This is a genomic window from Planotetraspora phitsanulokensis, assembly GCF_016863295.1.
In the GTDB taxonomy this organism is placed as follows: domain Bacteria; phylum Actinomycetota; class Actinomycetes; order Streptosporangiales; family Streptosporangiaceae; genus Planotetraspora; species Planotetraspora phitsanulokensis.
On the sequence record NZ_BOOP01000015.1, the window covers coordinates 59,871 to 86,371 of the forward strand.

Here is a 26,501-nt window from a genome sequence, read left to right on the forward strand (position 1 = left end):
GGCGGCCATGCGGCTGGTCATCGCGCGGTGCAGCGTGGACTATGTGGGAAGGTTGACGGCTCATCTCCCGATGGCGCCGCGACTCATCCTGATCAAGGCGGACGGTTCGGTGTCCATCCATGCGGACGACCGGGCCTTCAAGCCCCTCAACTGGATGAATCCGCCGTGCAAGATCCGCGAGGAGAACATCGACGGATCGGTCACCTGGTCGGTCATCCACGGCAAGACCGGCGAGAAGCTCGTGCTGACGATCGAGGAGATCCTCCACGACTCGAGTCACGAGCTCGGCATCGATCCCGGTCTGCAGAAGGACGGCGTCGAGGCCCATCTCCAGGAGTTGCTCGCCGAGCACATCACCACCCTCGGCGACGGCTGGACAATGGTGCGCCGCGAGTACATGACGGCGATCGGCCCGGTGGACATCCTCTGCCGCGACCACCTCGGCGGCAGCGTCGCCGTCGAGATCAAACGCCGCGGGGACATCGACGGCGTCGAGCAGCTCACGCGTTACCTGGAGCTGCTCAACCGGGATCCCCGGCTGGCGCCGGTCAAGGGCATATTCGCCGCACAGGAGATCAAGCCGCAGGCCAGGGTGCTCGCGGCGGACCGGGGCATCGACTGCGTCATCCTCGACTACGACGGCCTGCGGGGCATCGAACCGGAGAATCCCACTCTCTTCTGAACGCCCGTCGAGGGGGGTTATTGTGGGGGGTCGGCGTCGATCCAACGCCCAACCTCCTTCGGCCTTCCCCGGCAGGGCCGCCTGGCGGAGGCAAAGGGGACCTGCTCCTCGGATCGCTGGTCATTCACCCGCCACAGGGTTCCTCGCCGGGGGTCGAGCCTGCGTGGTGTCGAGGGTCCGATGACAGCGAACAAGCATTTCAAGCGCCGAGTCCGAGAACGCGCCCGCCGTACGGGAGAGTCCTACACCGCTGCTCTGAGGAACCTTCGACGCATCGACGCCGAGGAGCGGCAGATGGAATGGCAGCGCATCGAGAAGGCCGAGTACGGCTATGCCGTACACGTTCCGGACGACTGGGACGAGCGGCCGCCGAACCTGAAGAACAGCCCCTGGGAGACCGCCCGCTTCGGCCAGCCGTCCGACCGCAGGCACAGCATGATCGTCTTTCGCGGACCCGGACGGCCCGGCATGACCCCGGCCGACGTCGCCGAGCTCGTCCAGGGCACCCTGCTGGCCGCCGGATACGCCGACTTCGTCATCTCGGACGCCGATCTGGGCGGGCGGCGGGCCGCCCGGCTCGACTGCGCCCGGCACGACGCCGGCCGGGTGTGGGCGGTCCGCGAATACTTCGTCGTCGATGACGGCGTGCGTTTCTGCCTGGGCCTCGGGTCGTCCGTGCCGGACGAGGACGACGCCCTGTTCACGGCCATGGCGGAACGGTTCGAGATCCTCGGCGCCTGACCGTCCTCAGCTCCCGGCCGGCGGCTCCCCCGCCTGCCGGGAGCGCCTTCCCTCGTACGGAGGACCGGCGAATCATCCCATTTGGGGGTGACGCGACGGTCGTAGATCCATGAACCTGTACGCATGACACACGCCATTCAGGTGCGCGGGCTGACGAAGCGGTACAGCGGCGTCGAAGCGGTCGCCGGAATCGATCTGGAGATCGAACACGGCGCGGTGTTCGCCATCCTCGGTCCCAACGGAGCGGGCAAGTCCACGACGGTCGAGATCCTCGAGGGCTACCGGAAGCGGGACTCCGGAGAGGTGAGCGTGCTCGGCGCCGATCCCGGACGGCCCACCAGGCAATGGCGCTCCCGGATCGGCATCGTCCTGCAGACGAACCAGGACGCCCCCGAACTGACCGTCCGCGAGATCATGCGGCTGTACGCGACGTACTACCCGGCGTCCCGTGACCCGGACGAGGTCATCGAGATGGTGGGGCTCACCGAGAGCGCCGGCAAGCGTGTCCGCCAGCTCTCCGGCGGCCAGCGGCGACGGGTCGACGTGGCCCTCGGCGTCGTCGGCAGACCCGAGTTGTTGTTCCTCGACGAGCCGACCACGGGCTTCGACCCCGAGTCGCGGCGGCGCTTCTGGGATCTGATCTCCGGCCTGGCGCACGACGGCACCACGATCGTGCTGACCACCCACTATCTCGAGGAGGCCGAGACGCTGGCCGACCGCGTCGCGGTGATCGCCCAAGGGAAGATCGTGGCAGCGGGAGATCCGGCGACCCTGGGCGGCCGTGCGACGGCCAAGGCCCGGGTGAGCTGGGCGGGCGGCTCGATCGAGACCGACACCCCGACGAAGACCGTGCTGGAGCTCAGCGGGCGCTTCGACGGCGAGATCCCCGAGCTGGCCGTGGTCCGCCCCTCGCTGGAGGACATCTACCTCCGCCTGATCGAGCCCTCCTGATCCGGATCCCGCCCATCTGCCGCCGGCGCGGGCCGGCGAACGGACATCATCCCTCACCACCCGATCGAGGCCCCCATGGCTGAAACAGTCGAAACCGCCGGCACACGCCCCGCCACCGTCGTCTCCGGACCGATGCCGTCCACCGTCAAGGTGGGCCTGGCCAGGGCGGTGGTGGAGACGAAGATGTTCTTCCGGGAGAAGGACGCGGTCGTGTTCACGTTCGCCTTCCCGATCGTCCTTCTCGTCTTGTTCGGCTCCATCTTCGCCGGGGAGCTGGAAGGCACCGGCGTCACCGTCTCCCAGCTCTACACGGCGGGCCTGATCGGCGCGGGCGTCATGGGTGCGGGCTTCCAGAACCTCGGCATCGGCATCGCGACCGAACGCCAAGACGGCACGCTCAAGCGGCTGGCGGGCACGCCGATGCCGCCCAGTGCGTATTTCTTCGGCAAGGTCCTCATCGTTCTGATCATCGCGCTCCTCGAAGTGCTCATCCTGCTGGCCATCGGCGTCACGATGTACGACCTCGACCTGCCCTCCGAGGCGTCGAAGTGGGTGACGTTCGTCTGGGTGTTCGTGCTGGGCGTCTCGGGCTCGGCACTGCTCGGCATCGCGGCCAGCAGCCTGCCGAGGTCGGCCAAGAGCGCCGCGGCCGTGATCAGCATGCCCTTCGTGGTCCTGCAGTTCATCTCCGGGGTGTTCATCCCCTTCACGGCGATGCCCACGTGGCTGACGAACATCGCGTCGGTCTTCCCGCTGAAGTGGATGTGCCAGGGCTTCCGCTCGGTCTTCCTGGGGGACGGCGGAGCCGCCCTGGAGGCGGCGAAGTCCTACGAGCTGGACCGCGTCGCCCTGGTCCTCGGCGCCTGGCTGATCGGAGGCGCCGTTTTGTGCCTGACGACGTTCCGCTGGAAGAGCCGCCGCGACGGGTGATTGCGGACGCCGGGCGGACCGGATCAGCCCGGCGGGAGGCGACCACGATGTGTGGTCGCGGCAACGCGGACCGGTTATGACAGAGTGACCGGTTTATCCGGATGTCAAGCCTTCTGGCCACCTCGGCATATACGGAAAGTGCCCGTTTCGTGGCACTTCCGTATAAAGGATCTTGCCTTCATAATGGAGAATTCCGGGGGGTATGACGGCGCGAGGTGGAACATTGACGGGACGTGACTACCGGGGCATGTCTGCCGCGGAGCGGCTCGCCGACCGGAGGGAACGGCTGATAACGGCGGCCTACACCCTCTTCGCCCACCCGGGGTTCCACGCCACGACCATCGAGAAGTTGTGCACCACCGCACGCATCTCCAACCGGGCGTTCTACGAGTGCTTCTCGAGCCGCGAGGATCTGATGCACGCGGTCTACTACCGGTGCGTGGAGGAGACCCTCACCTCGGTCAACCAGGCCATCGACAAGGCTCCGCCGATTTTGGACGAGCGGATCGTCGCCGGCATCGCGGAGTACGTCCGGTTCGTCACCAAGGACGTCCGGCGCGCCCGCGTCATGCACTTGGAGGTGCGCCGGGCCGGGAACGTCCTGACCGCCGCCCGCCAGCACACGGTGAAGGCGTTCTCGGAGATCATCGAAGGCGTCGTCCAGGACGTGCCGCAGCGCCACTCCCTCGACACGCACCTGCTGTCCCTCGGCCTGATCGGGGCGATCACGGAGTTGCTGATCGAGTGGGTGCTCGCCAACCCCGCCCCGCCCACCGACAAGGTGATCGACGCCGCCGTGCACATCTTCCGCTGCGCCTTCGGCGCGTGAGCCGTCCCGGCTCGACGACCCGGGGAACGAGGGGCCTGCGTGGATCTGGTTACGCTGAACGACATGACGCGAGCCGATGACGACAAGCCGGTCGTGCTGTCGAAGATCTACACCCGAACGGGTGACGACGGGACGACCACTCTCGGCGACATGAGCCGGACCCACAAGACCGACCCCCGCCTCGCGGCCTACGCCGACGTGGAGGAGGCCAACGCCGCCCTCGGCGTCGCCATCTCCATCGGAGCCGTCTCCACCGGCGTCCGCGGTCTACCGGACGACGTCGTCGCGGTGCTGACCCGGGTGCAGAACGAGCTCTTCGACGTGGGGGCGGACCTCTGCACCCCGGTGACAGAGAACCCGGAGTTCCCCCCGCTGCGCGTGGAGGAGTCCTACATCGTCTGGCTCGAGGAGCAGTGCGACCGGTTCAACGCGTCGCTGAAGCCGCTGCGCAGTTTCATCCTGCCGGGCGGCGCCCCCGCCACCGCGTTCCTCCACGTCGCCCGTACGGTCGTACGGCGTGCGGAGCGGACGACCTGGGCGGCGCTCGAGGCGCACGACGACGTCAACCCGCTGACGGCGAAGTACCTGAACCGGCTCTCCGACCTGCTGTTCATCCTCTGCCGGATCGTGGCCGACGGCGAGGAGATCCTCTGGAAGCCCGGCGGCACCCGCTGAGCTGTGTTTGCTGGCCTCGCCTTCGGCGAGGCAAGTTCGGGGCGCCCCTTTTGGCGGAGCCTTCCCTCGTCGTTCGGAGTCGCTCGTTCCTCGCTCCCCGCTCACTCCTCAGTCCAGGCACCGCCGCGCCCCTCACATGACCGTGAGGGCCGGGAACGGCCATGGATACGCCGGCCTTGGGGTGAGCGACGTGGAACGCGAGGGGCGCGGCCGGGATCTGGACTGAGGAACGCCCGCAGCGAGGAACGAGCGAGGACGTGACGAGGGAAGACCCGGCCAAAAGGGCGCCCCGAGCCCGCCTCGCCGGAGGCGAGGCAAGAAAACACAGAGCACGCGCGAGCGAAGCGAGTGCCATTTACACAGCGTCGAGGTGGGCGCTGGGCGGGGCCGACTCCAGCCAGGCCAGGAAGCCGGTCAGCGCGTCCTCACTCATGGCGAGCGAGAGCGGTCCCCGTTCCGCCGAGCACACGACCGCCCAGTACCCCGCGGGGCCTTCGCCCGACGCCAGCCGCCTACGGCTGGAAACAGTGAGGCCGCGCCTCGCAATCGCGTGGCGCGGCCTCAGTCGCAGTCCGATGAAGGGGATCCAGTGGAGCTCTCCTCCGACGTAGCGGGCTACCCCGCTTTGCCAGGCCCTGTCCCCTCGGCGTACCCGACAGACGACAGAGCCCCGGCTCCGAGCCAGGGCAATGCCGCGAAACAGCAGGAGTGCGGCCACGGCACAGACGCCGAGAAGTATCGTCAGCGCCGCCATAGCCGCCCCCCTTACAAGATCAGACCTCTTCGCCGGCCGCACGCAGCCGGGCGGCGGCACGCTTGGCTTCCAGCCGTGCGTCCGCGTCCTCCTGATCGGCCTCGATCGAGGCCTGGGCGCGCTGCAGCGCGTCCTTCGCGGCCGCGACATCGACCTCCGAGCCCAGCTCGGCGGCCTCCGCCAGGACCGACACGTCGTTGTCCGCGACGGAGAGGAAGCCACCGTGCACGGCCGCGACGAGGTCGGACTCGCTGTCACGCTTGACGCGGAGCACCCCGCCCTCGACGAGGACGCCGAGAACCGGAGCGTGTCCCGGCATAATACCGATCTCGCCGTCGACGGTCTTGGCAATCACCATGTCGGCTTCGCCCGACCAGATCTCACGTTCCGGCGATACAACGCCTACGCGAAGCTTTGCCACTTCTCAGCTCCTCCTTCCAAGGAGACTGGAGACGCCGGTACGGCTTGCCGTACCGGCGTCCCGGGCGACTAGCGCTGGAGTTCCTTCGCCTTGGCGATGGCCTGCTCGATGCCGCCGACCATGAAGAACGCCTGCTCGGGCAGGTGGTCGTACTCACCCGCGCACAGGCCCTTGAAGGAGGCGATGGTCTCGTCCAGCGGCACGAACTCGCCGGGCTGCCCGGTGAACGCCTCGGCGGCGTACATCGGGTGCGACAGGAATCGCTCGATCCGGCGGGCCCGCTGGACGGTGACCTTGTCCTCTTCGGAGAGCTCGTCGATACCGAGGATCGCGATGATGTCCTGCAGTTCCTTGTACTTCTGCAGGATCCGCTTGGTCTCCTGAGCCACCGCGTAGTGCTCGTCCCCGATGACAACGGGGTCGAGGATGCGGGAGGAGGAGTCGAGCGGGTCCACCGCGGGGTAGATGCCCTTCTCCGAGATGGGCCGCGAGAGCACGGTCTGCGCGTCGAGGTGCGCGAACGCGTTGTGCGGCGCCGGGTCGGTGATGTCGTCGGCGGGCACGTAGATCGCCTGCATGGAGGTGATCGAGTGTCCACGCGTCGAGGTGATGCGCTCCTGGAGCACACCCATCTCGTCGGCCAGGGTGGGCTGGTAACCCACCGCGGACGGCATGCGGCCGAGGAGGGTGGAGACCTCCGAGCCCGCCTGGGTGAACCGGAAGATGTTGTCGATGAACAGAAGCACGTCCTGCTTCTGCACGTCGCGGAAGTACTCCGCCATCGTCAGCGCGGACAGGGCGACGCGCAGACGCGTGCCCGGAGGCTCGTCCATCTGGCCGAAGACGAGCGCGGTGTCCTTGAGGACGTTCGCCTCCTCCATCTCCAGCCAGAGGTCGTTGCCCTCACGGGTCCGCTCGCCGACGCCCGCGAACACCGAGGTGCCCGAGAACTTCAGCGCGACGCGGCGGATCATCTCCTGGATGAGAACGGTCTTGCCGACGCCCGCGCCGCCGAACAGGCCGATCTTGCCGCCCTTGACGTACGGCGTGAGCAGGTCGATGACCTTGATGCCCGTGGGCAGCATCTCCGTACGCGCCTCGAGCTGGTCGAACGGCGGCGACGGGCGGTGGATGCCCCACTTCTCGTTGACCTCGAGCGAGGCCTTGGGCACGTCGAGCGGCTCGCCCAGGGCGTTCCACACGTGGCCCTTGACGATGTCGCCCACCGGCACCGAGATCGGCGCCCCGGTGTCGGTGACGGCCGCGCCGCGCACGACGCCGTCGGTCGGCTGCATCGAGATGGCCCGGACCATGTTGTCGCCCAGGTGCTGGGCGACCTCGAGGGTCAGGGTCTTGGTCTCCTCGCCGAGCGTGACGTCAACGGTGAGGGCGTTGTAGATGTCCGGCATGTCTTCGACGGAGAACTCCACGTCGACGACAGGACCGGTGACGCGGGCGACACGGCCCACGCTGGTCTCAACAGTCTGTGCGGTCATATCACTCTTTCCCCGCTGCGGCGTCAGCGAGCGCGTTCGCGCCACCGACGATCTCGCTGATTTCCTGGGTGATCTCGGCCTGGCGAGCCTGGTTCATCTGGCGGGTGAACACGGAGATGAGCTCGTTGGCGTTGTCGGTCGCGGACTTCATCGCCCGGCGCCGGGCGGCGTGCTCGGAGGCAGCCGACTGGAGCAGCGCGTTGAAGATCCGCGATTCGATGTAGCGCGGCAGAAGGGAGTCGAGCACGTCACCAGCCGTGGGCTCGAACTCGTAGTACGGCATCACGGTCTCCGGCGTCGCCTCGGTCTCCTCGACCTCCAGCGGCAGGATCCGCTTGACGACGACCTCCTGCGTCAACATCGAGACGAACTCGGTGTAGACGACGTGGATCTCGTCGATGCCGTCGGCCTCCTTGAAGGAGGAGATGAGCGCGTCGGCGATCTCCTTGGCGTGGCCGTACGACGGGTTGTCGGAGAACCCGTCCCACTCGCCGGACATCTCGCGGCTGCGGAACCGGTGCCACGTGATGCCCTTGCGGCCCACCACGTAGGGCTTTACCTCGAGACCGCGCTCGGACAGGTGCGCCTTCAGCGCCTCCGCCTCACGCAGCACGTTGGCGTTGAAGCCGCCGCAGAACCCCCGGTCGCTCGTCACGATGAGCACGCCGGCCGTGGTCGGCTGCTCCTTCGCGACGGTCAGCGGGTGGTCCACGCTGGAGGTGTTCGACAGGACCGCCGACACCGCATGCGTGATCTCACGCTCGTACGGCACGGCCGCGTGCATCCGCTGCTGCGCCTTGACGATGCGCGACGACGCGATCAGCTCCTGCGCGCGGGTGATCTTCGCCGTGGACTTGACCGACTTGATCCGCCGCCGCAGCAGTCTCAGCTGGGCACCCATACGCTACTTCTTCTCGGTCTTGCGGACGTGCTTGACGATCGTCTCCTGACGCACCTCGTCCGCCGCGAGCGCCTCAACCGGGACGTCCTTGACCAAGAGCTCGCCGCTCGAGGTCGTGAAGCCCTTCTTGAACTCGCCGATCGCGTCCTTGAGCGTCGTGACCGTGTCGTCGGACAGGTCCTTGGTCTCGCGGATGCCGTCGAGCACACCCTTGTACTGGCTGGACAGGTAGTCGAGGAACTCGCCCTCGAAGCGCCGGATGTCCTCGATCGGCACGTCGTCGAGCTCGCCGGTCGTGCCGGACCACACCGAGACGACCTGCCGCTCGACCGGGAACGGGCTGTACTGCGCCTGCTTGAGCAGCTCGACCAGCCGGCTGCCTCGCTCCAGCTGCGCGCGGGAGGCCGCGTCCAGGTCGGAGGCGAAGGCCGCGAAGGCCTCGAGGTCGCGGTACTGCGACAGCGACAGACGCAGCGTGCCGGCGACCTTGCGCATCGCCTTGATCTGCGCCGAGCCGCCGACTCGGGACACCGAGACACCGACGTTGATGGCGGGGCGGACGCCCGCGTTGAACAGGTCGGTCTCCAGGAAGCACTGACCGTCGGTGATCGAGATCACGTTGGTCGGAATGAACGCGGAGACGTCGTTGCCCTTCGTCTCGACGATCGGCAGACCGGTCATGGACCCGCCGCCCATGTCGTCGGAGAGCTTGGCGCAGCGCTCCAGCAGACGCGAGTGCAAGTAGAAGACGTCGCCGGGGAACGCCTCACGGCCCGGCGGGCGGCGCAGCAGCAGGGAGACCGAACGGTAGGCGTCCGCCTGCTTCGTGAGGTCGTCGAAGATGATGAGAACGTGCTTGCCCTGGTACATCCAGTGCTGCCCGATGGCGGAACCGGTGTAGGGGGCGACGTACTTGAAGCCCGCCGGGTCGGACGCCGGGGCGGCGACGATGGTGGTGTACTCCATCGCCCCCTGCTCCTCGAGGCGGCCCTTGACCTGCGCGATCGTCGAACCCTTCTGGCCGACCGCGACGTAGATGCAGCGGACCTGCTTGTCCGGGTCGCCGGAGAGCCAGTTCTCCTTCTGGTTCAGGATCGTGTCGACGGCGATCGCGGTCTTACCGGTACCGCGGTCACCGATGATCAGCTGGCGCTGGCCGCGGCCGATCGGCGTCATGGCGTCGATCGCCTTGAGGCCGGTCTGCAGCGGCTGCTTCACGGGCTGGCGCTGGACCACGGAGGGGGCCTGCAGCTCGAGGGCACGACGGCCCTCGGCCTCGATGGCGCCCTTGCCGTCCAGCGGGTTGCCCAGGGGGTCGACGACGCGACCCAGGAAGTTGTCACCGACGGGGACCGACAGGATCTCGCCGGTGCGGCGAACCTGCTGCCCCTCCTCGATCTTGCTGAAGTCACCCAGGACGACCACACCGATCTCCCGGACGTCCAGGTTCAACGCCAGGCCACGCGTGCCGTCCTCGAACTCGACCAGCTCGTTGGCCATCGCCGAGGGCAGGCCGGAGACATGGGCGATGCCGTCGCCTGCGTCGGCGACGGTCCCGATCTCCTCGCGCGCGGCACCTTCCGGCTCGTACGCCTGGACGAAGCGCTCAAGCGCGTCCCGGATCTCGTCCGGCCGGATCGTAAGCTCCGCCATCTCTCTTTCGTCTCCCTATTCGCCTCAGCCGGCCAACCGGCGGCGGACTTCTTCGATACGTCCAGCGATGGTGGTGTCGATGAGGTCGTCTCCGATCTTGACGGAGAACCCTCCGAGCACCTCCGGGTCCACCTCGACGTTCAGGTGGACGTCGCGCCCGTACGTGGCTCGCAACGAGGCGGCGAGCCGCTGCTTTTGCGCCTCAGTAAGCGGAATGGCACTGCGGACGACACCGACCAGGCGCTCGCGCGTCCTGGCGACGATCCAGCCGAACTCCTCCAAGCCCGTCTCCAGGCTACGTCCCCGCGGGTGCACGACCAGCTGCGTCACCAGACGGAGAGTGGAGGACGCGACCTTGCCGCTGATGAGGCCGGCCAGCAGCTCCTGCTTGCGCTCCCCCGGGATCGCGGCGTCGACCAGCGCACGCCGCAGCTCGGGGTTGGCCGACAGGATCCGCCCGAAGCGGAACAACTCGTCCTCGACGTCGTCGAGCTTGCCCGCCGACTCGGCCTCGGCCGCGGCGGCCGTGACGCCGACACGCTCGACGGCGTCCGCCACGTCGCCGGACCTCGACCACTTGGCGCGGACCGCGGCGACGGCGACCTCGAGGGCGGCCTCGACGACCTTGCCCTGGAGCAGGCCACGGACGGCCTGCTCCTTCTGCTCGGCGGGACGCGAGGGGTCGGAGAGGTTCCGCCGAAGCCCGTGCTCCCGATCGAGCAGATCGGCGATGGCGAACAGCTCATCGGCCAGCGCGCCGAGGTCGGCGGACGCCGCGACGGCGTTGAACCGCTCCTCGACCTCCGCCAGCGCGATCCTGCTCAGACCCCTCATCTGTCACTCACCGCTTCTCGTCCGGCCATGCCGGAGACGCGCTCCGACGAGGCGAAGCACACCGAACCGGCTCGGCCCGGCATCAGCGGACCGCTTCCGGACGGGCCTCGAGCTCCTCGAGGAACCGGTCGATGGTGCGACGCTGACGGGCTTCGTCCTCCAGCGACTCACCGACGATGCGTCCGGCGAGCTCGACCGACAGGCGGCCGATCTCGGCGCGCAGCTGGGCGACCGCCTGCTGGCGGTCGGCCTCGATCTGCGCGTGGGCGGCCTCGACGAGGCGACGCGCCTCGGCCTGGGCCTCCTCGCGGAGCTCGGCCTTGATCTGGGCGCCCTGCTCGCGCGCCTCTTCCCGCAACCGGGACGCCTCCTGGCGGGCCTCCGCCAGCTGGGTCCGGTACTGCTCCAGGGTCTGCTGAGCTTCGGCCTGAAGGTCCTCGGCCTTCTTGATGCCGCCCTCGATCACCTCGGTCCGCTCAGCCAGGGTCTTCTGGATGCGCGGGGTGAGGATCTTGCCGACGACGATGAAGACGACGAGGAAGGCGAAGCTGCCGACGACCAGCTCGGCGGCGTGCGGGAGCAGAGGGTTGTTCCCTTCAGCCGCCAGGAGCGTAGTAGCTGCGATGCTCATGAGTGCAGCCTTCCGTCAGAGGGATTCATCAGGTGTAGATGAAGGGCGCGACAAGGCCGATGAGGGCCAGCGCCTCGGTCAGAACGAAGCCCAGCAGCATGTTCTGCCGGATCAGGCCGTACGCCTCGGGCTGGCGCGCGATGGCCTGCACGCCCTGTCCGAAGATGATGCCCACGCCGATGCCGGGGCCGATGGCGGCAAGACCGTAACCGATGGCGCCGATGTTGCCGGAGACCTCAGCGAGAACGCTCATTGCTGTTTCCTTTACTGGTCGGCCGGTGAGTCCTTCACCGGTCTGGACTACGTCAGAGTTGGTTCTCAGTGATCCGAGTGCAGGGAGCCGCCGATGTACATCGCGGCGAGCAACGTGAACAGGAACGCCTGCAGGAACTGGATGAACATCTCGAAGCCGGTCATGGCGATGGTCATGACCACGCCCAGGACGCCGAGCCCGGCGCCGAGGGGGGTGAGCTTCTCGAAGAGGAACCAGAATCCGACAGCGCTGAAGAAGGCCAGGATGAGGTGGCCGGCGAACATGTTCGCGAAGAGTCGGACGGCGTGCGTGAACGGCGCGATGATCAGGTTCGACAGGAACTCGATCGGCGCCAGCAGGACGTAGATCGGCTTCGGCAGTCCCGGCGGGAACATCATGTTCTTGAAGTAGCCGCCGAGGCCCTGGTGCTTGATGCCGAGATAGATCTTGATGACGTAGATCGTGGCCGCGAACACCGCGGGGAAGGCGATGTGCGACGCGATCGGGATCTGGATCAGCGGGACGACACCGAAGAGGTTCCACAGCAGAATGAGAAAGAACAGGCTGAGGAGCAACGGCATCCAGCGCTCGGCGTCCTTGCCGAGGAACGGCCGGGCCACCTGGTCACGGACGAACTCGTAACCCTTCTCGCCGATGTTCTGCATTCCCCGCGGCACGAGCTGCGGCTTGGCGAACGCGCTCCAGGCGAAGGCGCACACCAGGAGGGCGCCGACGACAGCGAAGATCACCGGCTTGGTCAGCCAGGCGGGCGCCCCGTCGTAGAGCGGGGGGAAGTCGAAGATCGACGGCCCCGGCGCCTTGAAGTCGTCGGCAAGGAGAGTCGTGGCGGTCACGTGACCACCTCGGTTACCTGCTCGGACTGTGACATCCGAGACATGCCATGGTTGTTCGTCCGCTCGCTACGCTCGCGCACGGGCGTTCCCTTCAACGTGATTGATCAACAGAAGAGCGTGGGAAGCCGGCAGCTTTCAGCGGCCGTACTTCAGGTACACGAGGTAGACCGCGAGTACCGCGCCGAGAATGACGCCTATGGGGATGAACGCGTGCACACCGGTCCAATGGCTCAGCAACCAGCCGAGGCCGCCCCAAACCAGGATCCCTGACAGCAGATAGCTGGGGACCGACCAGGCGGCGTCGGCGAAGTCGCGGCCGTCGCTCTCGGGCCTGCGCTCCTGTTCGCTCATCGCGCGCACGACGATAGCAGGAGGCGTGGGGACTAGTCATATCGGGCTGACCCGCGAGCATGATCATCGCGGGCTCCGGCCGGGAACCTCGGCTCCGGGCTCGACGTACAGCAACTTCAGCTTCATGAATCCGCGCATCTCACCGATCGTCCACGTCAGGGTGCACGCGATGACGCTGAGAGCGAACACTCGGGAGTTGAACGCGGTCGTCCCCTCGAAGGCGGTCAGCATCGCCATGATCGCGAGCACCTTCACGACGTATCCCACGACCGCCGCGGCCATCATGGCCATGGGCGAGACCCGGCCGGCCCATGAGACGACGATCAGCCCGAGCGTGAAGAAGACAGCGACCAGAACAAGCCCGATTCCGGCGCCCAGTGCACCCTTGACTCCGGTCAGGATCGCCGCGAGAACAACGGCGACGAGACCCACCGCGAGGGTCGGCACGGCGGCGCCCTTGAGCACGCGCACGTCGTTGGCCTGCATCGGAACTCCAGAATCGGTTGTCAAACGAGCGATTGCTACCTATAAGGACGCGATAAGGTGCGTCCCTGTTAGTGAAAGCTATCACAAGCTCCGCGGTGCCGCCTTTACCAGCCCTTTCAGGAGACTGTGCCGGTCGTCACGTTCGCAGGTCGGGCGGGCGGCTGAGGAGGTGACTGGTGCTGAGCCGGAGTCCGCCCGGAACCCGGGGGCTGGTTCGGAATCTGAGGCCGGCCCGCGACCAGGACATCGGCCGGAGGCGAGATCCGGGACTGGCTGGGGATCTGACCGGCGGACTGCGGATAGGGGTGGGCCCGGACCGGCGCCGCGGGCTCGGCCGCTTCCGGAAAGACGGGGACCACGATCTGCGTGGCGGCCTTGCGCTGGCGCAGCTCCTCACGCTGGCGCCGCCACCGGGGCAGCCCCATCAGCACGAGCACGCCGACCGCGAGCAGGATCGTGAGCGGGAACACGATGAGCGGGACGCCGCCGATCGACAGGCCGACGATGGTGAAGGCGAACAGGAACGTCCACGCGTACATGATCAGGACGCTGCGACGCTGCGAGTGCCCGATGTCGAGCAGGCGGTGGTGCAGGTGGCCGCGGTCGGGCGCGAAGGGCGACCGTCCGGCGGACGTCCGGCGGACGACCGCCAGGATCAGGTCCGTCAGGGGCAGCACCATCACCGCGATCGGCAGGATCAGCGGCAGCATGACGGGGAACTTGTTGATCCCGACCGCGCTCGGCTCGACCGAGGAGGTGATGGTGATCAGCGACGTCGCCAGGAGCAGGCCGATCAGCATCGACCCGGTGTCACCCATGAAGATCTTGGCCGGGTTGAAGTTGTGCGGCAGGAAGCCCAGGCACATCCCGATCAGGATGGCGGCGATCGCGGCCGTCATGTTGATCCGGGAGCCGCCGCTCATCTGGGAGAGCGCGATGGAGTAGGCGAAGGTGGCCATGGCGGCGATGCCCACGATGCCGGCGGCCAGGCCGTCGAGGCCGTCGACGAAGTTCACCGCGTTGATGACGATGACCACGATCATGATCGTGATGACCGTGCGCAGCGTGGTGTCCAGGCCGGTGGATCCCCCGAGGAACTGGGGAAGCGGAAGCCACGGGAGGTACATGCCGAAGTAGACGAGCAGGCCGCCCGCCCCGATCTGACCGCCGAGCTTGACCAGCGAGTCCATGCCCAGCCAGTCGTCCAGGAACCCGGTGACGACGATCAGGCCGCCGGCCGCGAGCAGGGCGATGGTCGTCTGCCCGTTCAGGCCGTGGGCGAAGGCGTCTCCGACGTAAGGCAGATGGTTGGCCATCAGCAGCCCCGCGCCCAGCCCGCCGAACATCGCCAGACCGCCCAGCCGAGGGGTCGGCACCTTGTGCACGTCTCGTTCCCGCACTTCAGGGGCCGCGCCGATGCGCACGGCGAAGACTCTGACCGGGGGCACGAGCAGGAAGGTGACCGCTGCCGCCACGAGCGCCAAGAGGAGATATTCGCGCACGGACCTAGTTTCCTGTAAGGGCGAACCGTATGTGACGAGAAATCAGCACAGACCGCCTCATTCCACGCGGGGATATGTCGGATGCGTGGCGGTCAGCACCTTTACCCGTTGGAGCACCGACGTTACCGCACCGGGGTCGAGGACGGCGCGGGCGACGAGAGACGCGATCTCTTTCATTTCACCCACGCCCATCCCCTGGGTGGTCACGCAGGGAGTGCCGGCCCTGATGCCGGAGGTCACGGTGGGCGGTTCGGGATCGTAGGGGATCACGTTGCGGTTGAGCGTGATCCCGGCTTGCGCGCAGCGGCGCTCGGCCTCGGCGCCGCTCACCCCCAGGTCACGCAGGTCGATGAGGGTGAGATGGGTGTCCGTGCCGCCGGACACCGGCCGCATCCCCTCGGCCGCCAGACCCTCGGTCAGTGCGGCCGCGTTCTCGACGGTCCTGGCCGCGTAACGCTTGAACTCCGGCCGCAGCGCCTCGCCGAAGGCCACCGCCTTGGCCGCGATCACATGCATGAGCGGCCCGCCCTGCGTGAACGGGAACACCGCACGGTCGATCCGCTCCGCCAGTTCCTCCGTGCACAGCAGCCCGCCTCCGCGCGGCCCGCGCAACGTCTTGTGCGTGGTGAAGGACACGACGTCCGCGTACGGCACGGCGGACGGGATCGCCTCCCCCGCCATCAGGCCGATCGTGTGCGCGGCGTCGACGAACAACCACGCGCCGATCTCGTCGGCGATCCCGCGGAACACCGAATGGTCGATCAGCCGCGGATACGACGTGGCGCCACAGATGATCATCTTGGGGTTGTGCCGGATCGCAAGTTCGCGCACCTCGTCGTAGTCGATGAGCTCCGTGTCGCGGCGGACGCCGTAGGAGACGACGTCGAACCACCGGCCGGAGAAGTTGACGTGGGAGCCGTGCGTGAGGTGACCGCCGTGCTGGAGGGCCATCGCCAGGACCGTGTCCCCCGGCTGGAGCAGCGCCGCGTACGCCGCGAGGTTCGCCGAGGCACCGCTGTGCGGCTGGACGTTGGCGTGGTCGGCCTTGAACAGCGCCTTCGCACGATCGATGGCCAGGGTCTCGGCCCGGTCGACCACCTCGCACCCGCCGTAGTACCTGCGCCCCGGATAGCCCTCGGCGTACTTGTCGGTGAGGGTCGACCCGAGCGCCGCCATCACCGCGCCTGAGGTGAGGTTCTCGCTCGCGATCAACTGGAGGCCTCCGCGCAGTCTGGCCACCTCATCCAGCAGGACCTGGGCGACCTCTGGATCCTCCCGCGCCAGCTGGGAGAAATCTGGCCCGTAGAACGGCTCCGACTTGTCCATTGAAATCCGCCCGCATACCGGGGACGACACTCCTCTCAATGTAGACCCCGCGTCGCGGCCGGGCTCTCGACGAGCGGTCCTTTACCCAAGCTGTAGGCAAGGGAGATCAGGAGAATGCGTGTGGAACCCCCACTCCGCCAGGAACCCAGCGGGGGGTGTCGGCGGCCTCGTCGCTGATCGCGGTGAGCACCGCCTGGCGGTACATGCCCAGGCGGCCCCGCCATTCGGCCAGGTCGCGGACGTAACGCTCCGCGACGGGCGCGTCCCAGACGTCCCTGCTCCTGGCCTGCTCGTACGGCCTGTCCAGCGCGCCGGTCAGCCGGTCCATCAGCGGGACCACCTGCAGCCACAGGTCCACGAGCCGCTGGTATTCCGGGTTGAACACCCACGCGGTCGGCTGGCCGCCGGGGCTGAGCAGGTCAGTCCCTGACGGGGCCGGCGGCAGCTCTCCGGGCTGCAGCGGAACCGGTGCGGGCGGGTCGACATACGTCACGATCGCGCCTCCCGTGTGCTCTGTCCCCCGGACGCCTTCACGGCCGGCCTTCCCAGGGGCGTCCCTGCACGTCCGCCGGTCCCGGCGAGCGGTGACGGCCGCCTCCGTAGGAGCCTCCCGGCCCGTCCTGTCCGTACGGCTCCGCCCGGGAGTGCTTCCCGGACGGCTGGAGCGGATCGCCGGACTGCTCCGCGCGAGCCTCGCCGTGTCCCTCCGGGTAGAGCCGGTCGCCGTAGGGCCCGGCCGTCCCGGGCGCCCATCGGCCACCCTCAGGAAGCGTCCCTGCCGGAAGGGTCACATCAGGAATCTGGATCGGCCCGGTCTCACGGCGGCGGTCGACCACGACCCACAACGTGTCGTCGCCCGACCGGCCGGTGGGATAGGAGACCACGTCGACCGGCTGGACCGCGGACGGCAGCGGGATGTCCTGCCAGATCCCGGCGGCGGCCGGCGCCCGGGGATCGACTCCCACGGGGGGCCGCCCGCCGAGGTCGCCCGGACCGTTGAGCGGTCCGTCGGGCACCGGCGCGCCCAGCACCAGGTACGGCTCACGCGCGGCGGCGGAAGGCCGTGCGGCGGCTGAGGGGTCGAACGCGGGGCCGAACGCGGTGGCCGGACCCGGGTCGCGCGCCGCCGCCGCGTCCGCCGGGACGGTCCCGGACCGTGGACCGGTGGGGCAGGCCGCGCCGGGACCTCCCGGCGTTCCCGCCCGATCCGGCGAGACGGGCCTGTGGGAGCGGGGATCGTGGGTCGCGTCGCCGTGCGGGGACCTGCCCGGCCCTGTATAGGGCCTACGGCGGTGTTTCCCGGGATCTGAGACACGTCCATGCGGTGTGCCGCTCCAGCCGCTCTGAGGGCCGTCGCGGTCGCCGGATCGGGAGTCTCCGGGCGGGCAGCCACCCGCCTTGGCGTCACCCGGCTTGGCGTCACCGGGCTTGGCGTCACCGGGCTTGGCATCACCGGGCTTCGCGTCGCCGGGCTTGGAATCCCCCGGTTTCGCGTCTCCCGGCTTGGAGTCGCCCGGTTTCGCGTCCCCCGGTGTGGAATCCCCCGGCTGCGCTCCGCCGCGGACGCCGTCACCCGGCTTGACGCCCAATTTCGTGGGATCGTGCTCGCGCTTCGGCCTGACAGGCTCACGCTTTTCCGGAGAAGGCGTGACATGCTCTCGCCCGGGGCCTGCGGCCTTGTCCTTCTCACGCTCCGTCTCACGCGGGCCGTCGCCGGTGACGACTCGCCTCGGCGCGGGCGTCGAGACGATCGTCATCAGGGACTCGTGGCCGCCCTGCCGCCGCTGCTTCTCCTGCTTCTCGAGGAGGGTCAGACGGTCGGTGACGTCCTTGACCATCCCCCTGCACGCGTCGGCCACCTCCGACGGGTGATGCGTGGCCTGAACGGCGACACCGGCGCCGCGGGTCAGCTGCGCGATCCGCGCGTCGAGCGTGTCCAGCCGCTTCGCGGCCCGCTGGAGACCTGCCAGCATCTCGCGGACGAGCTTCGGATCCATCCCATCGAGCTTGGCCATGGGCATGCCTCCGCAGAGATATCGGCAGAGATATCGGCGCACCTCACGGTAGCCCGGAAGGACCCGTAACCCCATGGTCGATAGCCAGACGGCATGATTCGCCATCGGAGCAGCTCCCCGGGGCGCATGGCCGTGCCAGCGGGAGCCCAGAACCCCCGCTCAGTCCCCCGTACTCAGTCCTCTGTGGCGAGATAGCCGACGATTCCGCGGAGCTTGTCGGCGGGGATGGCCCCCTTGCGGAGGATCCGGGGCACCGCGGTGGTGAGGTCGAGGATCGTCGACGGCACGTTGTCGGCGCACGGCCCGCCGTCGAGGTAGACGGAGACCGAGTCCCCCAACTGCTCCTCGGCCTCAGCGGCGGTGGTCGCCGGCGTGGCGCCCGACCGGTTCGCGCTGGAGACCGCCATCGGGCCCGTCTCCTTGAGGAGGTCGAGGGCCACGGGGTGCAGCGGCATGCGGACGGCGACCGTCCCCCTCGTGTCGCCGAGATCCCACGACAACGACCGGTTGGCCCGCAGGATGAGCGTCAAGGGGCCGGGCCAGAAGGCGTCGGCGAGGTCCTGGCCATAGGTGCCGAGGCTCTCGACCAGGGCGTTCGCGGCCCGGACGGTGCCGACGAGCACGGGGACGGGCATGTCCCTGCCGCGCCCCTTGGCCTCGAGGAGGGCGTTCACCGCGGAATGGGTGAAGGCGTCGGCGCCGATGCCGTAGACGGTGTCGGTGGGGAGGACCACCAGCTCGCCCCGCCGTACGACCGAGGCGGCGTCGATAAGCCCCGAGACCCGTTCACCCTGATTGGCACAGTCATACCGTCGACTCACATGCCTATCCTGCCACGTGCCCCGCCCCACTCCCTCCCCGGCGATCACATACGGGGAAGGACCGAGGTCAGTCCTGGTTCAGGCGGGCGGTGACGTAGCGATCGCGGCCGGTCAGGTCCTGGCGGAGCCGGACATCGCGCCAGCCCTTGTCCTCGGGGAACAGCCAGTACACCGAGTTGCCCTGCTCGTCCGCGTGCTCGACCGCCACGAATCCCCCCGGCCGCAGCAGCCGCCTGGCCGTCCGCTCCACGGCCCTGACCTCGTCGAGGCCGTCGTCTCCCGAGCCGTAAAGCGCGCGGGACGGGTCGTAGTCGCGCACCTCGGGATCGCGCGGGATCGCGCCCGGCGGGATGTACGGCGGGTTGGAGATCACCAGGTCGACCCGCCCGTCGAGCTCCGGCAGGCAGTCGGCGAGATCCTCCGGGTGGAGCGAGGTCCGGCCCTGGCCGTGTTCGAGGATGTTCTTCTTAGCCCAGCCGTACGCCACGGGGTCGATCTCGACGGCGTGCACCTGCGCGAGCGCGACCTCCTGGGCGATCGACAGCGCGATCGCCCCCGACCCCGTGCCGAGATCGACGACGACCGGCGAGGTGACGTCCATCTCCCGCAGGCGGTCGATGGCCCAGCCCGCCACGACCTCGGTCTCCGGCCTGGGCACGAAGACCCCCGGGCCGACCTCGAGCGACAGGTATCGGAAGTAGGCGCGGCCGGTGATGTGCTGGAGCGGCTCCCTGGCCTCCCTGCGGGCGATGCCCTCCCAGAAGAGCGCGTCGAAGTCGGCGTCCTTCACCGTGTGCAGCGTTCCTCGCGACACACCATGCACAAAAGCCGCAATTTCCTCGGCGTCAGTGCGCGGTGACGGAACGCCCGCCTCGGCGAGCCGGGCGGTTGCGTGGGCGATCTCGTCGAACAGGAAGGTCATGGTCTCTTACGGCATGGGCTCACGGGCGGGTCTGGAACGAGACGCCTCTACGACGAATGAGCGGCGAGCTTCTCCGACAGTTCGGCGTCCAGCAAAGCCTGTATCACCGCATCGAGCTCGCCGTCCAGCACTTGGTCGAGGTTGTACGCCTTGAAGCCGACACGATGATCGGAGATGCGGTTCTCCGGGAAGTTGTAGGTCCTGATGCGCTCGGAGCGGTCGACCGTGCGCACCTGGGACTTGCGCTCCGCCATGGCGGCGGCCTCGGCCTCCTCCTGGGCGATGGCGAGCAGCCGGGCGCGCAGGATGCGCAGCGCCGACTCCTTGTTCTGGAGCTGGCTCTTCTCGTTCTGGCAGGAGACGACCACACCGGTCGGAAGGTGCGTGATCCGGACGGCGGAGTCGGTGGTGTTGACGCTCTGACCGCCGGGGCCGCTGGACCGGAAGACGTCGATCCGCAGGTCGTTCGGGTCGATCTGGACGTCGACGTCCTCGGCCTCGGGGTAGACGAGAACCCCGGCCGCCGACGTGTGGATACGGCCCTGCGACTCGGTCACCGGCACCCGCTGGACCCGGTGGACGCCGCCCTCGAACTTGAGCCGGGACCAGACGCCCTCCCTGCCCTTGATCGCGACCGTGACGTCCTTGTAGCCGCCCAGATCGGAGTGCTGGGCGTCGATGACCTCGGTCTTGTAGCCGGCGCGTTCCGCGTACCTCAGGTACATCCGCAGGAGGTCCCCGGCGAACAGCGCGGACTCCTGCCCGCCCTCTCCCGCCTTGATCTCCATGATGATGTCCTTGTCGTCGTTCGGGTCGCGCGGGACGAGGAGGTGCGTCAGCTTCTCCTCCAGAACCGGGATGCGGCCCTCGAGTTCGGCCGCCTCCTCCGCGAAGGCCGGATCCTCCGCCGCCAGCTCCCTGGCCGCGGTCAGGTCCTCCCGGACGCTCTCCAGCTCGCGGTAGGTCCCGACGATCGGGGTCAGGACCGCGTAGCGCTTCCCGTACGTCCTGGCCTTCGCCTGGTCGGCGTGCACGGCGGGATCGGCGAGCCGCTGCTCCAGGTCCGCGTACTCACTGATGATCTCATCGAGGTTCACCGCACACTCCTTCACTCAGAAATCGCCCGTAATCGCCAAGGACGCCGGCTCCGGCGCGCTCCTGATCGACCGAGCGCGCCCGAACCGGCGTCCTGAAAGAGCTACTTGCTCTGAGCCTTCTTCCCGAAACGCGCCTCGAAGCGCGCCACCCGGCCGCCGGTGTCCAGGATCTTCTGCTTGCCCGTGTAGAACGGGTGGCAGGCCGAGCAGACGTCGGCGTGGATCACGCCGCTCGTCGCGGTGCTGCGAGTGGTGAAGGAGTTCCCGCAGGCGCAGGTCACCTGGGTGACCACGTACTCGGGGTGGATGTCGGGCTTCATGTCTGTTTCCTAACGCTCAGTGCGGTCGCCGGGTCGCTTCTGCCGTGGACGGCTTGCGCGCATCGGCACACTCATGTGCGCGCGGCGGGAACCGGTACCGCTGCGGTTCGGGTTCCAGTGTGCCAGATCCTGCAACCTTCCCAGGCCATCGGCTATTCCTCCGCACGCTCCGCATGACGACGCCCCAGGCGGCAGGCCGCCCAGGGCGTCGATCATGTGAGAACTAGTCGCGGTCGTTGCTGACCGTGGTCTTCTGGACCTGGAGCAGGAACTCGGCGTTCGACTTGGTCTCCTTCATCTTCTCGAGAAGGAGTTCCAGAGCCTGCTGCATGTCCAGGGCGTGCAGCACGCGCCGCAGCTTCCAGACGATCGACAGCTCGTCCTTGGCCATCAGGATCTCCTCCTTGCGGGTGCCGGACGCGTCGACGTCCACCGCAGGGAAGATGCGCTTGTCGGCCAGGGACCGGTTGAGCTTGAGCTCCATGTTGCCGGTGCCCTTGAACTCCTCGAAGATGACCTCGTCCATCTTGGACCCGGTCTCGACGAGGGCCGTGGCGAGGATCGTCAGCGAGCCGCCGTTCTCGATGTTGCGGGCGGCGCCGAAGAACCGCTTCGGCGGGTAGAGCGCCGTGGAGTCGACACCACCGGACAGGATGCGGCCGCTCGCGGGCGCCGCGAGGTTGTAGGCGCGACCCAGACGAGTGATCGAGTCGAGCAGGACGACCACGTCGTGACCCAGCTCGACCAGGCGCTTGGCCCGCTCGATGGCGAGCTCGGCGACCGTGGTGTGGTCCTCGGCCGGGCGGTCGAAGGTCGAGTGGATGACCTCGCCCTTGACCGACCGCTGCATGTCGGTGACCTCTTCAGGACGCTCGTCGACGAGAACGACCATCAGGTGGCACTCGGGGTTGTTGTGGGTGATCGCGTTGGCGATCGACTGGAGCACCATCGTCTTGCCGGCCTTCGGCGGCGAGACGATCAGACCACGCTGGCCCTTGCCGATCGGCGAGACGAGATCGATGATCCTGGTGGTCAGGACGTTCGGCTCGGTCTCCAGGCGCAGGCGCTCCTGCGGGTAGAGCGGCGTCAGCTTGTTGAAGTCGGGCCGCTGCCTGGCCTGCTCGGGATCCATCCCGTTGACCGTGTCGAGCCGGACGAGCGCGTTGAACTTCTCGCGCCGCTCCCCGTCGCGCGGCTGGCGGACCGCGCCGGTGATGACGTCGCCCTTGCGAAGGCCGTTGCGGCGGATCTGGGCGAGCGAGACGTAGACGTCGTTGGTTCCCGGCAGGTAGCCGCTCGTCCGGACGAACGCGTAGTTGTCGAGGATGTCGAGGATTCCGGCGATCGGGATGAGGACGTCGTCCTCGCTGATCACAGGCTCGTTGCCGTCGAAACGGTCACGCCCGCGGCGGTTGCGCTCGCGGAACCGCCCGCGGCGGCCACGGGGGTCGTCACCCTGCTGGTCGCCCCGGTCCCCGCCGCGGCCCTGCTGGTCACCGCGCTCCCCGCGGCTCTGCTGGTCGCCCCGCTCTCCGCGGCCCTGCTGGTCACGGCCGGGCTGGTCGCCCCGGCCCTGCTGGTCGCGGTCACGGCCACGGCCCTGGCCGTCACCGGCGTCCGCGGCGCGCTGGTCGGCGCGGCCGTCACGGTCGCCCCTGCGGTCACCGCGCTCCCCGCGGTCGCGGTTGCGACGCTCACGGCGGTCGCCCCGCTCGCCACGACCTTCGCGGACCTCGCCCTGGGCGGCGTCGGACTGCGGGTCGGCGGCGGAAGCGGATGCGGCGTTCAGGGTCTCGGCAGGAGCGACGGCGGCCGGAGCGCTGTCCACGCGCTCCGCCTGTACCCGCTCCTCGCGCGTCACGACGGCGGGCGCCGCGGCCACGGGGTCGCCGGCCGGAGCCGCGACGGGCTCGGCGGCGGACGCGGTGGAGCGGGTACGTTCCCGGCGACCGCGAGTGGGGCGCTCGGCGGCGACGGCGGTCTCCGCCGGCGCCTTGGGCTCGGCGGCGGTCTCCCCCGAGCCGCCCTGCTTCTCCTGGATGGCCGCGATGAGCTGGCTCTTTCGCATCCTGCCCGTCCCGCTGATGCCGAGACCGCTGGCCATGGCCTGCAGTTCGGGAAGCACCATGCCGGCCAGGCCGGTGCCGGAGCGACGACGCTGTCGGGCCGGGGCGGTATTGGGGGTGTCGCCGGCGGCCTGGCCGTCGGAGAGGAGTTCGGTGGTGTCGCTCAACTAAAGGTCCTTCCCAGGGGTCGGGCGCCAGACTTTTGCGTCCATGCGTCCCGGTGGTGCGACCCGGCGGGACAGACCGGGTCGGAATTCGCGAATCTCATGTGTCCATGACCCTCGGGACTCGCGAGCGGTAGGTGCCCGGGGATCAGCCCCCGGATCGTCGCCACCGACCAGGTGTCTTGGTGGAACGAACTCGCATGTCTCCGAGAACCCCGCCTCTGGCCAGGCCACCCGGAGGTGTGCCGACTGGAGGAAACGGTTTCAGGGAAATCGCCCTGCCCGCGTCGAAAGACGCGAGGCGAAGTGCAGCGATGTGCGAATGACAAGCACGCACCCAACACGGGGGCACCTGGTGCGGCTATCAGCCTAACATCACCAGCGCGCACAGCTATTCCCTGAAGGTCGAAGAGGCATCAGCGTGTCTCGGGAAACAGAACGCCCGCACCAACCGTGTCGACGTTCATTGGCTGGATTAGCCACTCCGTACCCACTTCTGGCGCGATCAAATCCTGCGTATCCCGTGTCGAAAACACAAGGACGGTCGGACCGGCTCCCGAGACGACGGCGGGCACGCCCGCCGATCGAAGCCGGTGCACCAGATCGGCGGTCCGCGGCATCGCGGGCGCCCGGTAGTCCTGGTGCAGCCGATCCTCGGTGGCGGCCATGAGCAGGCCGGGCTCCGGCGTCTGCGTCAACGCCGCGATCAGCAGCGCCGCCCGCCCCGCGTTCGCCGCCGCATCGGAGTGCGGGACGTCCTTCGGAAGCAGTCCCCGGGCCTCCTCCGTGGAAAGGCGGAAGCCGGGGATCAGCACGACAGGCCGCACGTCTTCGTGCGGTGTCAACTTGACCATACGCGCAGGTCCGGACTGGTCCGACCACGCGATCGTCAGGCCGCCCGCCAGGCAGGGGGCCACATTGTCGGGATGCCCCTCGAGCTCTGTGGCGAGCGCGAAGACGTCGGCGTCCGTCAGATCGCCGGGCCCCGTCGCCTCCGCGCCTCGCGGGCCTGCCGTACCGGCGAGGGCGCGGGCCGCGAGGATGCCCGCGCAGATCGCGGCCGAGGAGGACCCGAGGCCGCGGGCATGCGGGATGCGGTTGAGGCAGCGCAGCCGGATGCCCGCCGGCTGGGCGGCGCCCATGCGGTCGAACGTGGCCCGCATCGCCTTGACGATCAGGTGGCCTTCGCCCAGGTCCAGCTCACCCACGCCCTCACCCTCGACGTGGACGCGCACGCCGCCGTCGGCGAGCAGCGTCGCCTCGACCTCGTCGTGCAGGTCGAGCGCGAGACCGAGGCTGTCGAAGCCGGGACCGAGATTGGCGCTGGTCGCCGGGACGCGCACGACGACGCCGGGACGGTCGTTGTCAGTTGTCATTCATCACCTGAGCCCGCTGAGCATGATCACGAACAGTATCCTGGCTGGCCGGACCGACATTTCGCGAATCCGGGTGCGATCACGCCGGATTCGCGCAGGGCGTACCGGAATCTACGCGCGACCACCTGGATGAAGGCGGCGTCAGGCCAGCTCGAGAGCGGAAGCGGCCGCGAAGGCGTCGACGGGGATCGTCACCGGCGCCGGCGCACCGGAGATCGCCCAGTCGGGGTCCTTGAGCCCGTTCCCGGTCACCGTGCACACCACGCGCTGCCCCGGAACGAGCATCCCCTGCTCGTGGGCCTGCAACAGGCCCGCCACGCTCGCGGCGGAGGCGAGCTCCACGAACACGCCCTCCTCCTGGGCCAGCAGCTTGTAGGCGGCGGCGATCTGGCGGTCGGTGACGGCCTGGATGGCCCCGCTCGACTCGTCGCGCGCGGCCTCGGCGAGCCGCCACGACGCCGGGTTGCCGATCCTGATGGCAGTGGCGATCGTGTGCGGATGCGTGACCGGGGCACCGCTGACCAGGGGCGCCGCCCCGCTGGCCTGGAATCCCAGCATTCTGGGCCGCTTGGTGGCGATGCCCTCTTCCGCGTACTCCTTGTATCCCATCCAGTAGGCCGAGATGTTGCCCGCGTTGCCGACGGGGATGCAGTGCACGTCCGGGGCGTCGCCGAGCTCGTCCACGATCTCGAAGGCGGCGGTCTTCTGGCCCTGGAGACGGTGCGGGTTGACCGAGTTCACCAGGGCGATCGGGTAGTTCTCCGCCAGCTTCCTGGTCATCTCCAGGCAGTCGTCGAACGAGCCCTCCACCTGGAGCAGCTTGGCGCCGTGCACCAGCGCCTGGGCCAGCTTGCCCATCGCGATCTTCCCGCGCGGCACGAGGACGGCGCAGGTCAGCCCGGCCCGTACGGCGTATGCGGCCGCGGAGGCGCTGGTGTTGCCCGTCGAGGCGCAGATGACCGCCTTCGCGCCCTCCTCGAGCGCCTTGCTGATCGCCACGGTCATGCCGCGGTCCTTGAAGCTGCCCGTCGGGTTGAGCCCCTCGACCTTGAGATGGACGTCGCATCCGGTCAACTGGGAGACGCGCCGGGCCGGCACGAGAGGCGTTCCGCCCTCGAAGAGCGTGACCACCGGCGTCGTCGCCGACACCGGAAGCCGGTCACGGTACTCCTCGATGAGGCCACGCCAAGCCCTGGACATGATTACTCCCTTCACGCGCCGAGTACGCGTGCCACCTGGGGTATTGGCCACCGAGTCTACGGCCTCCCGTTCGCCATGTGGGAAGAATTGTCCAATTGCTGGACAGGCCGAGCATCAGGGCGGAACTTCCCAAGCTCCCGTCCGCCGAACCTCGCGGATGGGGCCCCGAGGAGGCCGCCCCAGGAATCGACGGCCGCGCCCGCCCACCGCTTCCGGGATCGACTTCCGGGATCGACGACGCCGTCATCAA

Annotated in this window: 28 protein-coding genes; 6 read left to right on the plus strand and 22 right to left on the minus strand. The window is 68.7% G+C overall.

The genetic code is table 11. The annotated features are described in order from the left end of the window. Positions 1-7 precede the first annotated feature (7 nt). From nucS to Pph01_RS18000, 6 genes are all read left to right on the plus strand, one after another. On the plus strand, positions 8-682 hold the full coding sequence (nucS, locus tag Pph01_RS17975) for an endonuclease NucS (protein WP_204074258.1): 675 nt from the start codon (positions 8-10) through the stop codon (positions 680-682). 180 nt (positions 683-862) lie between these two features. Then, positions 863-1,423 (plus strand): hypothetical protein, encoded by a 561-nt coding sequence (locus Pph01_RS17980; protein WP_204074259.1) that lies wholly within the window; start codon positions 863-865, stop codon positions 1,421-1,423. A 123-nt stretch (positions 1,424-1,546) separates the two neighbouring features. Beyond that, positions 1,547-2,374: an ABC transporter ATP-binding protein gene (locus Pph01_RS17985; protein WP_204074260.1), complete on the plus strand. Its 828-nt coding sequence runs from the start codon at positions 1,547-1,549 to the stop codon at positions 2,372-2,374. Between the two features lie 75 nt (positions 2,375-2,449). Beyond that, positions 2,450-3,304 (plus strand): ABC transporter permease, encoded by an 855-nt coding sequence (locus Pph01_RS17990; RefSeq protein ID WP_204074261.1) that lies wholly within the window; start codon positions 2,450-2,452, stop codon positions 3,302-3,304. 223 nt (positions 3,305-3,527) lie between these two features. After that, a complete protein-coding gene (locus Pph01_RS17995) occupies positions 3,528-4,133 on the plus strand; it encodes a TetR/AcrR family transcriptional regulator (protein WP_239116800.1) in 606 nt (201 codons plus the stop codon). Between the two features lie 63 nt (positions 4,134-4,196). Beyond that, a complete protein-coding gene (locus tag Pph01_RS18000; RefSeq protein WP_204074262.1) occupies positions 4,197-4,808 on the plus strand; it encodes a cob(I)yrinic acid a,c-diamide adenosyltransferase in 612 nt (203 codons plus the stop codon). Between the two features lie 355 nt (positions 4,809-5,163). Here Pph01_RS18000 and Pph01_RS18005 read toward each other — a convergent pair whose 3' ends face one another. The 22 genes from Pph01_RS18005 to thrC form a co-directional block, all read right to left on the minus strand. Continuing rightward, positions 5,164-5,562: a DUF2550 domain-containing protein gene (locus tag Pph01_RS18005; protein ID WP_204074263.1), complete on the minus strand. Its 399-nt coding sequence runs from the start codon at positions 5,560-5,562 to the stop codon at positions 5,164-5,166. A gap of 19 nt (positions 5,563-5,581) precedes the next feature. Further along, positions 5,582-5,983: a F0F1 ATP synthase subunit epsilon gene (locus Pph01_RS18010; protein ID WP_203885208.1), complete on the minus strand. Its 402-nt coding sequence runs from the start codon at positions 5,981-5,983 to the stop codon at positions 5,582-5,584. A 68-nt stretch (positions 5,984-6,051) separates the two neighbouring features. Beyond that, positions 6,052-7,479: a F0F1 ATP synthase subunit beta gene (gene atpD / locus Pph01_RS18015; RefSeq protein ID WP_204074264.1), complete on the minus strand. Its 1,428-nt coding sequence runs from the start codon at positions 7,477-7,479 to the stop codon at positions 6,052-6,054. A gap of 1 nt (position 7,480) precedes the next feature. Then, positions 7,481-8,380, minus strand: a complete 900-nt coding sequence (locus Pph01_RS18020; RefSeq protein ID WP_204074265.1) for a F0F1 ATP synthase subunit gamma — start codon at positions 8,378-8,380, stop codon at positions 7,481-7,483. Positions 8,381-8,383: 3 nt separating this feature from the next. Next, positions 8,384-10,033: a F0F1 ATP synthase subunit alpha gene (atpA, locus tag Pph01_RS18025; protein ID WP_204074266.1), complete on the minus strand. Its 1,650-nt coding sequence runs from the start codon at positions 10,031-10,033 to the stop codon at positions 8,384-8,386. 24 nt (positions 10,034-10,057) lie between these two features. Then, positions 10,058-10,867 carry a F0F1 ATP synthase subunit delta gene (locus tag Pph01_RS18030; protein WP_204074267.1) on the minus strand — a complete coding sequence of 270 codons (810 nt, stop codon included), beginning with the start codon at positions 10,865-10,867 and terminating at the stop codon, positions 10,058-10,060. A gap of 82 nt (positions 10,868-10,949) precedes the next feature. After that, a complete protein-coding gene (locus tag Pph01_RS18035) occupies positions 10,950-11,498 on the minus strand; it encodes a F0F1 ATP synthase subunit B (RefSeq protein ID WP_204074268.1) in 549 nt (182 codons plus the stop codon). A gap of 28 nt (positions 11,499-11,526) precedes the next feature. After that, positions 11,527-11,751 (minus strand): ATP synthase F0 subunit C, encoded by a 225-nt coding sequence (gene atpE / locus Pph01_RS18040; protein ID WP_203954934.1) that lies wholly within the window; start codon positions 11,749-11,751, stop codon positions 11,527-11,529. 65 nt (positions 11,752-11,816) lie between these two features. Beyond that, positions 11,817-12,605 (minus strand): F0F1 ATP synthase subunit A, encoded by a 789-nt coding sequence (gene atpB / locus Pph01_RS18045; protein WP_204074269.1) that lies wholly within the window; start codon positions 12,603-12,605, stop codon positions 11,817-11,819. Between the two features lie 135 nt (positions 12,606-12,740). Further along, a complete protein-coding gene (locus Pph01_RS18050; protein WP_204074270.1) occupies positions 12,741-12,956 on the minus strand; it encodes an AtpZ/AtpI family protein in 216 nt (71 codons plus the stop codon). Positions 12,957-13,019: 63 nt separating this feature from the next. Beyond that, positions 13,020-13,442, minus strand: coding sequence for a Cg1360 family ATP-synthase-associated protein (locus tag Pph01_RS18055; RefSeq protein ID WP_204074271.1), 423 nt, complete (start codon positions 13,440-13,442; stop codon positions 13,020-13,022). A gap of 116 nt (positions 13,443-13,558) precedes the next feature. After that, on the minus strand, positions 13,559-14,944 hold the full coding sequence (locus Pph01_RS18060) for an MraY family glycosyltransferase (protein ID WP_204074272.1): 1,386 nt from the start codon (positions 14,942-14,944) through the stop codon (positions 13,559-13,561). 57 nt (positions 14,945-15,001) lie between these two features. Beyond that, positions 15,002-16,270 (minus strand): serine hydroxymethyltransferase, encoded by a 1,269-nt coding sequence (gene glyA / locus Pph01_RS18065; RefSeq protein WP_204074273.1) that lies wholly within the window; start codon positions 16,268-16,270, stop codon positions 15,002-15,004. A gap of 106 nt (positions 16,271-16,376) precedes the next feature. Continuing rightward, positions 16,377-16,763 (minus strand): hypothetical protein, encoded by a 387-nt coding sequence (locus Pph01_RS18070; RefSeq protein ID WP_204074274.1) that lies wholly within the window; start codon positions 16,761-16,763, stop codon positions 16,377-16,379. A 37-nt stretch (positions 16,764-16,800) separates the two neighbouring features. Then, positions 16,801-18,285, minus strand: coding sequence for a hypothetical protein (locus Pph01_RS42800; RefSeq protein WP_239116801.1), 1,485 nt, complete (start codon positions 18,283-18,285; stop codon positions 16,801-16,803). Between the two features lie 173 nt (positions 18,286-18,458). Beyond that, entirely contained in the window at positions 18,459-19,106 is a 648-nt protein-coding gene (locus Pph01_RS18085; protein ID WP_204074277.1) for an L-threonylcarbamoyladenylate synthase, read from the minus strand. Between the two features lie 67 nt (positions 19,107-19,173). After that, positions 19,174-20,028, minus strand: coding sequence for a peptide chain release factor N(5)-glutamine methyltransferase (gene prmC / locus Pph01_RS18090; protein ID WP_204074278.1), 855 nt, complete (start codon positions 20,026-20,028; stop codon positions 19,174-19,176). Positions 20,029-20,075: 47 nt separating this feature from the next. Further along, a complete protein-coding gene (gene prfA, locus Pph01_RS18095; RefSeq protein ID WP_204074279.1) occupies positions 20,076-21,125 on the minus strand; it encodes a peptide chain release factor 1 in 1,050 nt (349 codons plus the stop codon). A gap of 101 nt (positions 21,126-21,226) precedes the next feature. After that, a complete protein-coding gene (gene rpmE, locus Pph01_RS18100; protein WP_204074280.1) occupies positions 21,227-21,445 on the minus strand; it encodes a 50S ribosomal protein L31 in 219 nt (72 codons plus the stop codon). Between the two features lie 223 nt (positions 21,446-21,668). After that, positions 21,669-23,678: a transcription termination factor Rho gene (rho, locus tag Pph01_RS18105; RefSeq protein ID WP_204074281.1), complete on the minus strand. Its 2,010-nt coding sequence runs from the start codon at positions 23,676-23,678 to the stop codon at positions 21,669-21,671. Between the two features lie 413 nt (positions 23,679-24,091). Beyond that, a complete protein-coding gene (thrB, locus tag Pph01_RS18110; RefSeq protein ID WP_204074282.1) occupies positions 24,092-25,051 on the minus strand; it encodes a homoserine kinase in 960 nt (319 codons plus the stop codon). 141 nt (positions 25,052-25,192) lie between these two features. Beyond that, entirely contained in the window at positions 25,193-26,251 is a 1,059-nt protein-coding gene (gene thrC, locus Pph01_RS18115) for a threonine synthase (protein ID WP_204074283.1), read from the minus strand. Positions 26,252-26,501: the final 250 nt, after the last annotated feature.

What these genes read in the sequence shown, in the direction of transcription:
- Pph01_RS17980 (WP_204074259.1), top strand. Translation starts at nt 863, where the DNA reads ATGACAGCGAACAAGCATTTCAAGCGCCGAGTCCGAGAACGCGCCCGC.
- atpA (WP_204074266.1), bottom strand. Translation starts at nt 10,033, where the DNA reads ATGGCGGAGCTTACGATCCGGCCGGACGAGATCCGGGACGCGCTTGAG.
- Pph01_RS42800 (WP_239116801.1), bottom strand. Translation starts at nt 18,285, where the DNA reads ATGGCCAAGCTCGATGGGATGGATCCGAAGCTCGTCCGCGAGATGCTG.
- prmC (WP_204074278.1), bottom strand. Translation starts at nt 20,028, where the DNA reads ATGACCTTCCTGTTCGACGAGATCGCCCACGCAACCGCCCGGCTCGCC.
- atpE (WP_203954934.1), bottom strand. Translation starts at nt 11,751, where the DNA reads ATGAGCGTTCTCGCTGAGGTCTCCGGCAACATCGGCGCCATCGGTTAC.
- Pph01_RS18000 (WP_204074262.1), top strand. Translation starts at nt 4,197, where the DNA reads ATGACGCGAGCCGATGACGACAAGCCGGTCGTGCTGTCGAAGATCTAC.
- Pph01_RS18050 (WP_204074270.1), bottom strand. Translation starts at nt 12,956, where the DNA reads ATGAGCGAACAGGAGCGCAGGCCCGAGAGCGACGGCCGCGACTTCGCC.
- atpD (WP_204074264.1), bottom strand. Translation starts at nt 7,479, where the DNA reads ATGACCGCACAGACTGTTGAGACCAGCGTGGGCCGTGTCGCCCGCGTC.
- Pph01_RS17990 (WP_204074261.1), top strand. Translation starts at nt 2,450, where the DNA reads ATGGCTGAAACAGTCGAAACCGCCGGCACACGCCCCGCCACCGTCGTC.
- Pph01_RS18055 (WP_204074271.1), bottom strand. Translation starts at nt 13,442, where the DNA reads ATGCAGGCCAACGACGTGCGCGTGCTCAAGGGCGCCGCCGTGCCGACC.
- Pph01_RS18005 (WP_204074263.1), bottom strand. Translation starts at nt 5,562, where the DNA reads ATGGCGGCGCTGACGATACTTCTCGGCGTCTGTGCCGTGGCCGCACTC.
- Pph01_RS18035 (WP_204074268.1), bottom strand. Translation starts at nt 11,498, where the DNA reads ATGAGCATCGCAGCTACTACGCTCCTGGCGGCTGAAGGGAACAACCCT.
- Pph01_RS17985 (WP_204074260.1), top strand. Translation starts at nt 1,547, where the DNA reads ATGACACACGCCATTCAGGTGCGCGGGCTGACGAAGCGGTACAGCGGC.
- nucS (WP_204074258.1), top strand. Translation starts at nt 8, where the DNA reads ATGCGGCTGGTCATCGCGCGGTGCAGCGTGGACTATGTGGGAAGGTTG.
- rpmE (WP_204074280.1), bottom strand. Translation starts at nt 21,445, where the DNA reads ATGAAGCCCGACATCCACCCCGAGTACGTGGTCACCCAGGTGACCTGC.
- thrC (WP_204074283.1), bottom strand. Translation starts at nt 26,251, where the DNA reads ATGTCCAGGGCTTGGCGTGGCCTCATCGAGGAGTACCGTGACCGGCTT.
- thrB (WP_204074282.1), bottom strand. Translation starts at nt 25,051, where the DNA reads ATGACAACTGACAACGACCGTCCCGGCGTCGTCGTGCGCGTCCCGGCG.
- glyA (WP_204074273.1), bottom strand. Translation starts at nt 16,270, where the DNA reads ATGGACAAGTCGGAGCCGTTCTACGGGCCAGATTTCTCCCAGCTGGCG.
- Pph01_RS18020 (WP_204074265.1), bottom strand. Translation starts at nt 8,380, where the DNA reads ATGGGTGCCCAGCTGAGACTGCTGCGGCGGCGGATCAAGTCGGTCAAG.
- Pph01_RS18030 (WP_204074267.1), bottom strand. Translation starts at nt 10,867, where the DNA reads ATGAGGGGTCTGAGCAGGATCGCGCTGGCGGAGGTCGAGGAGCGGTTC.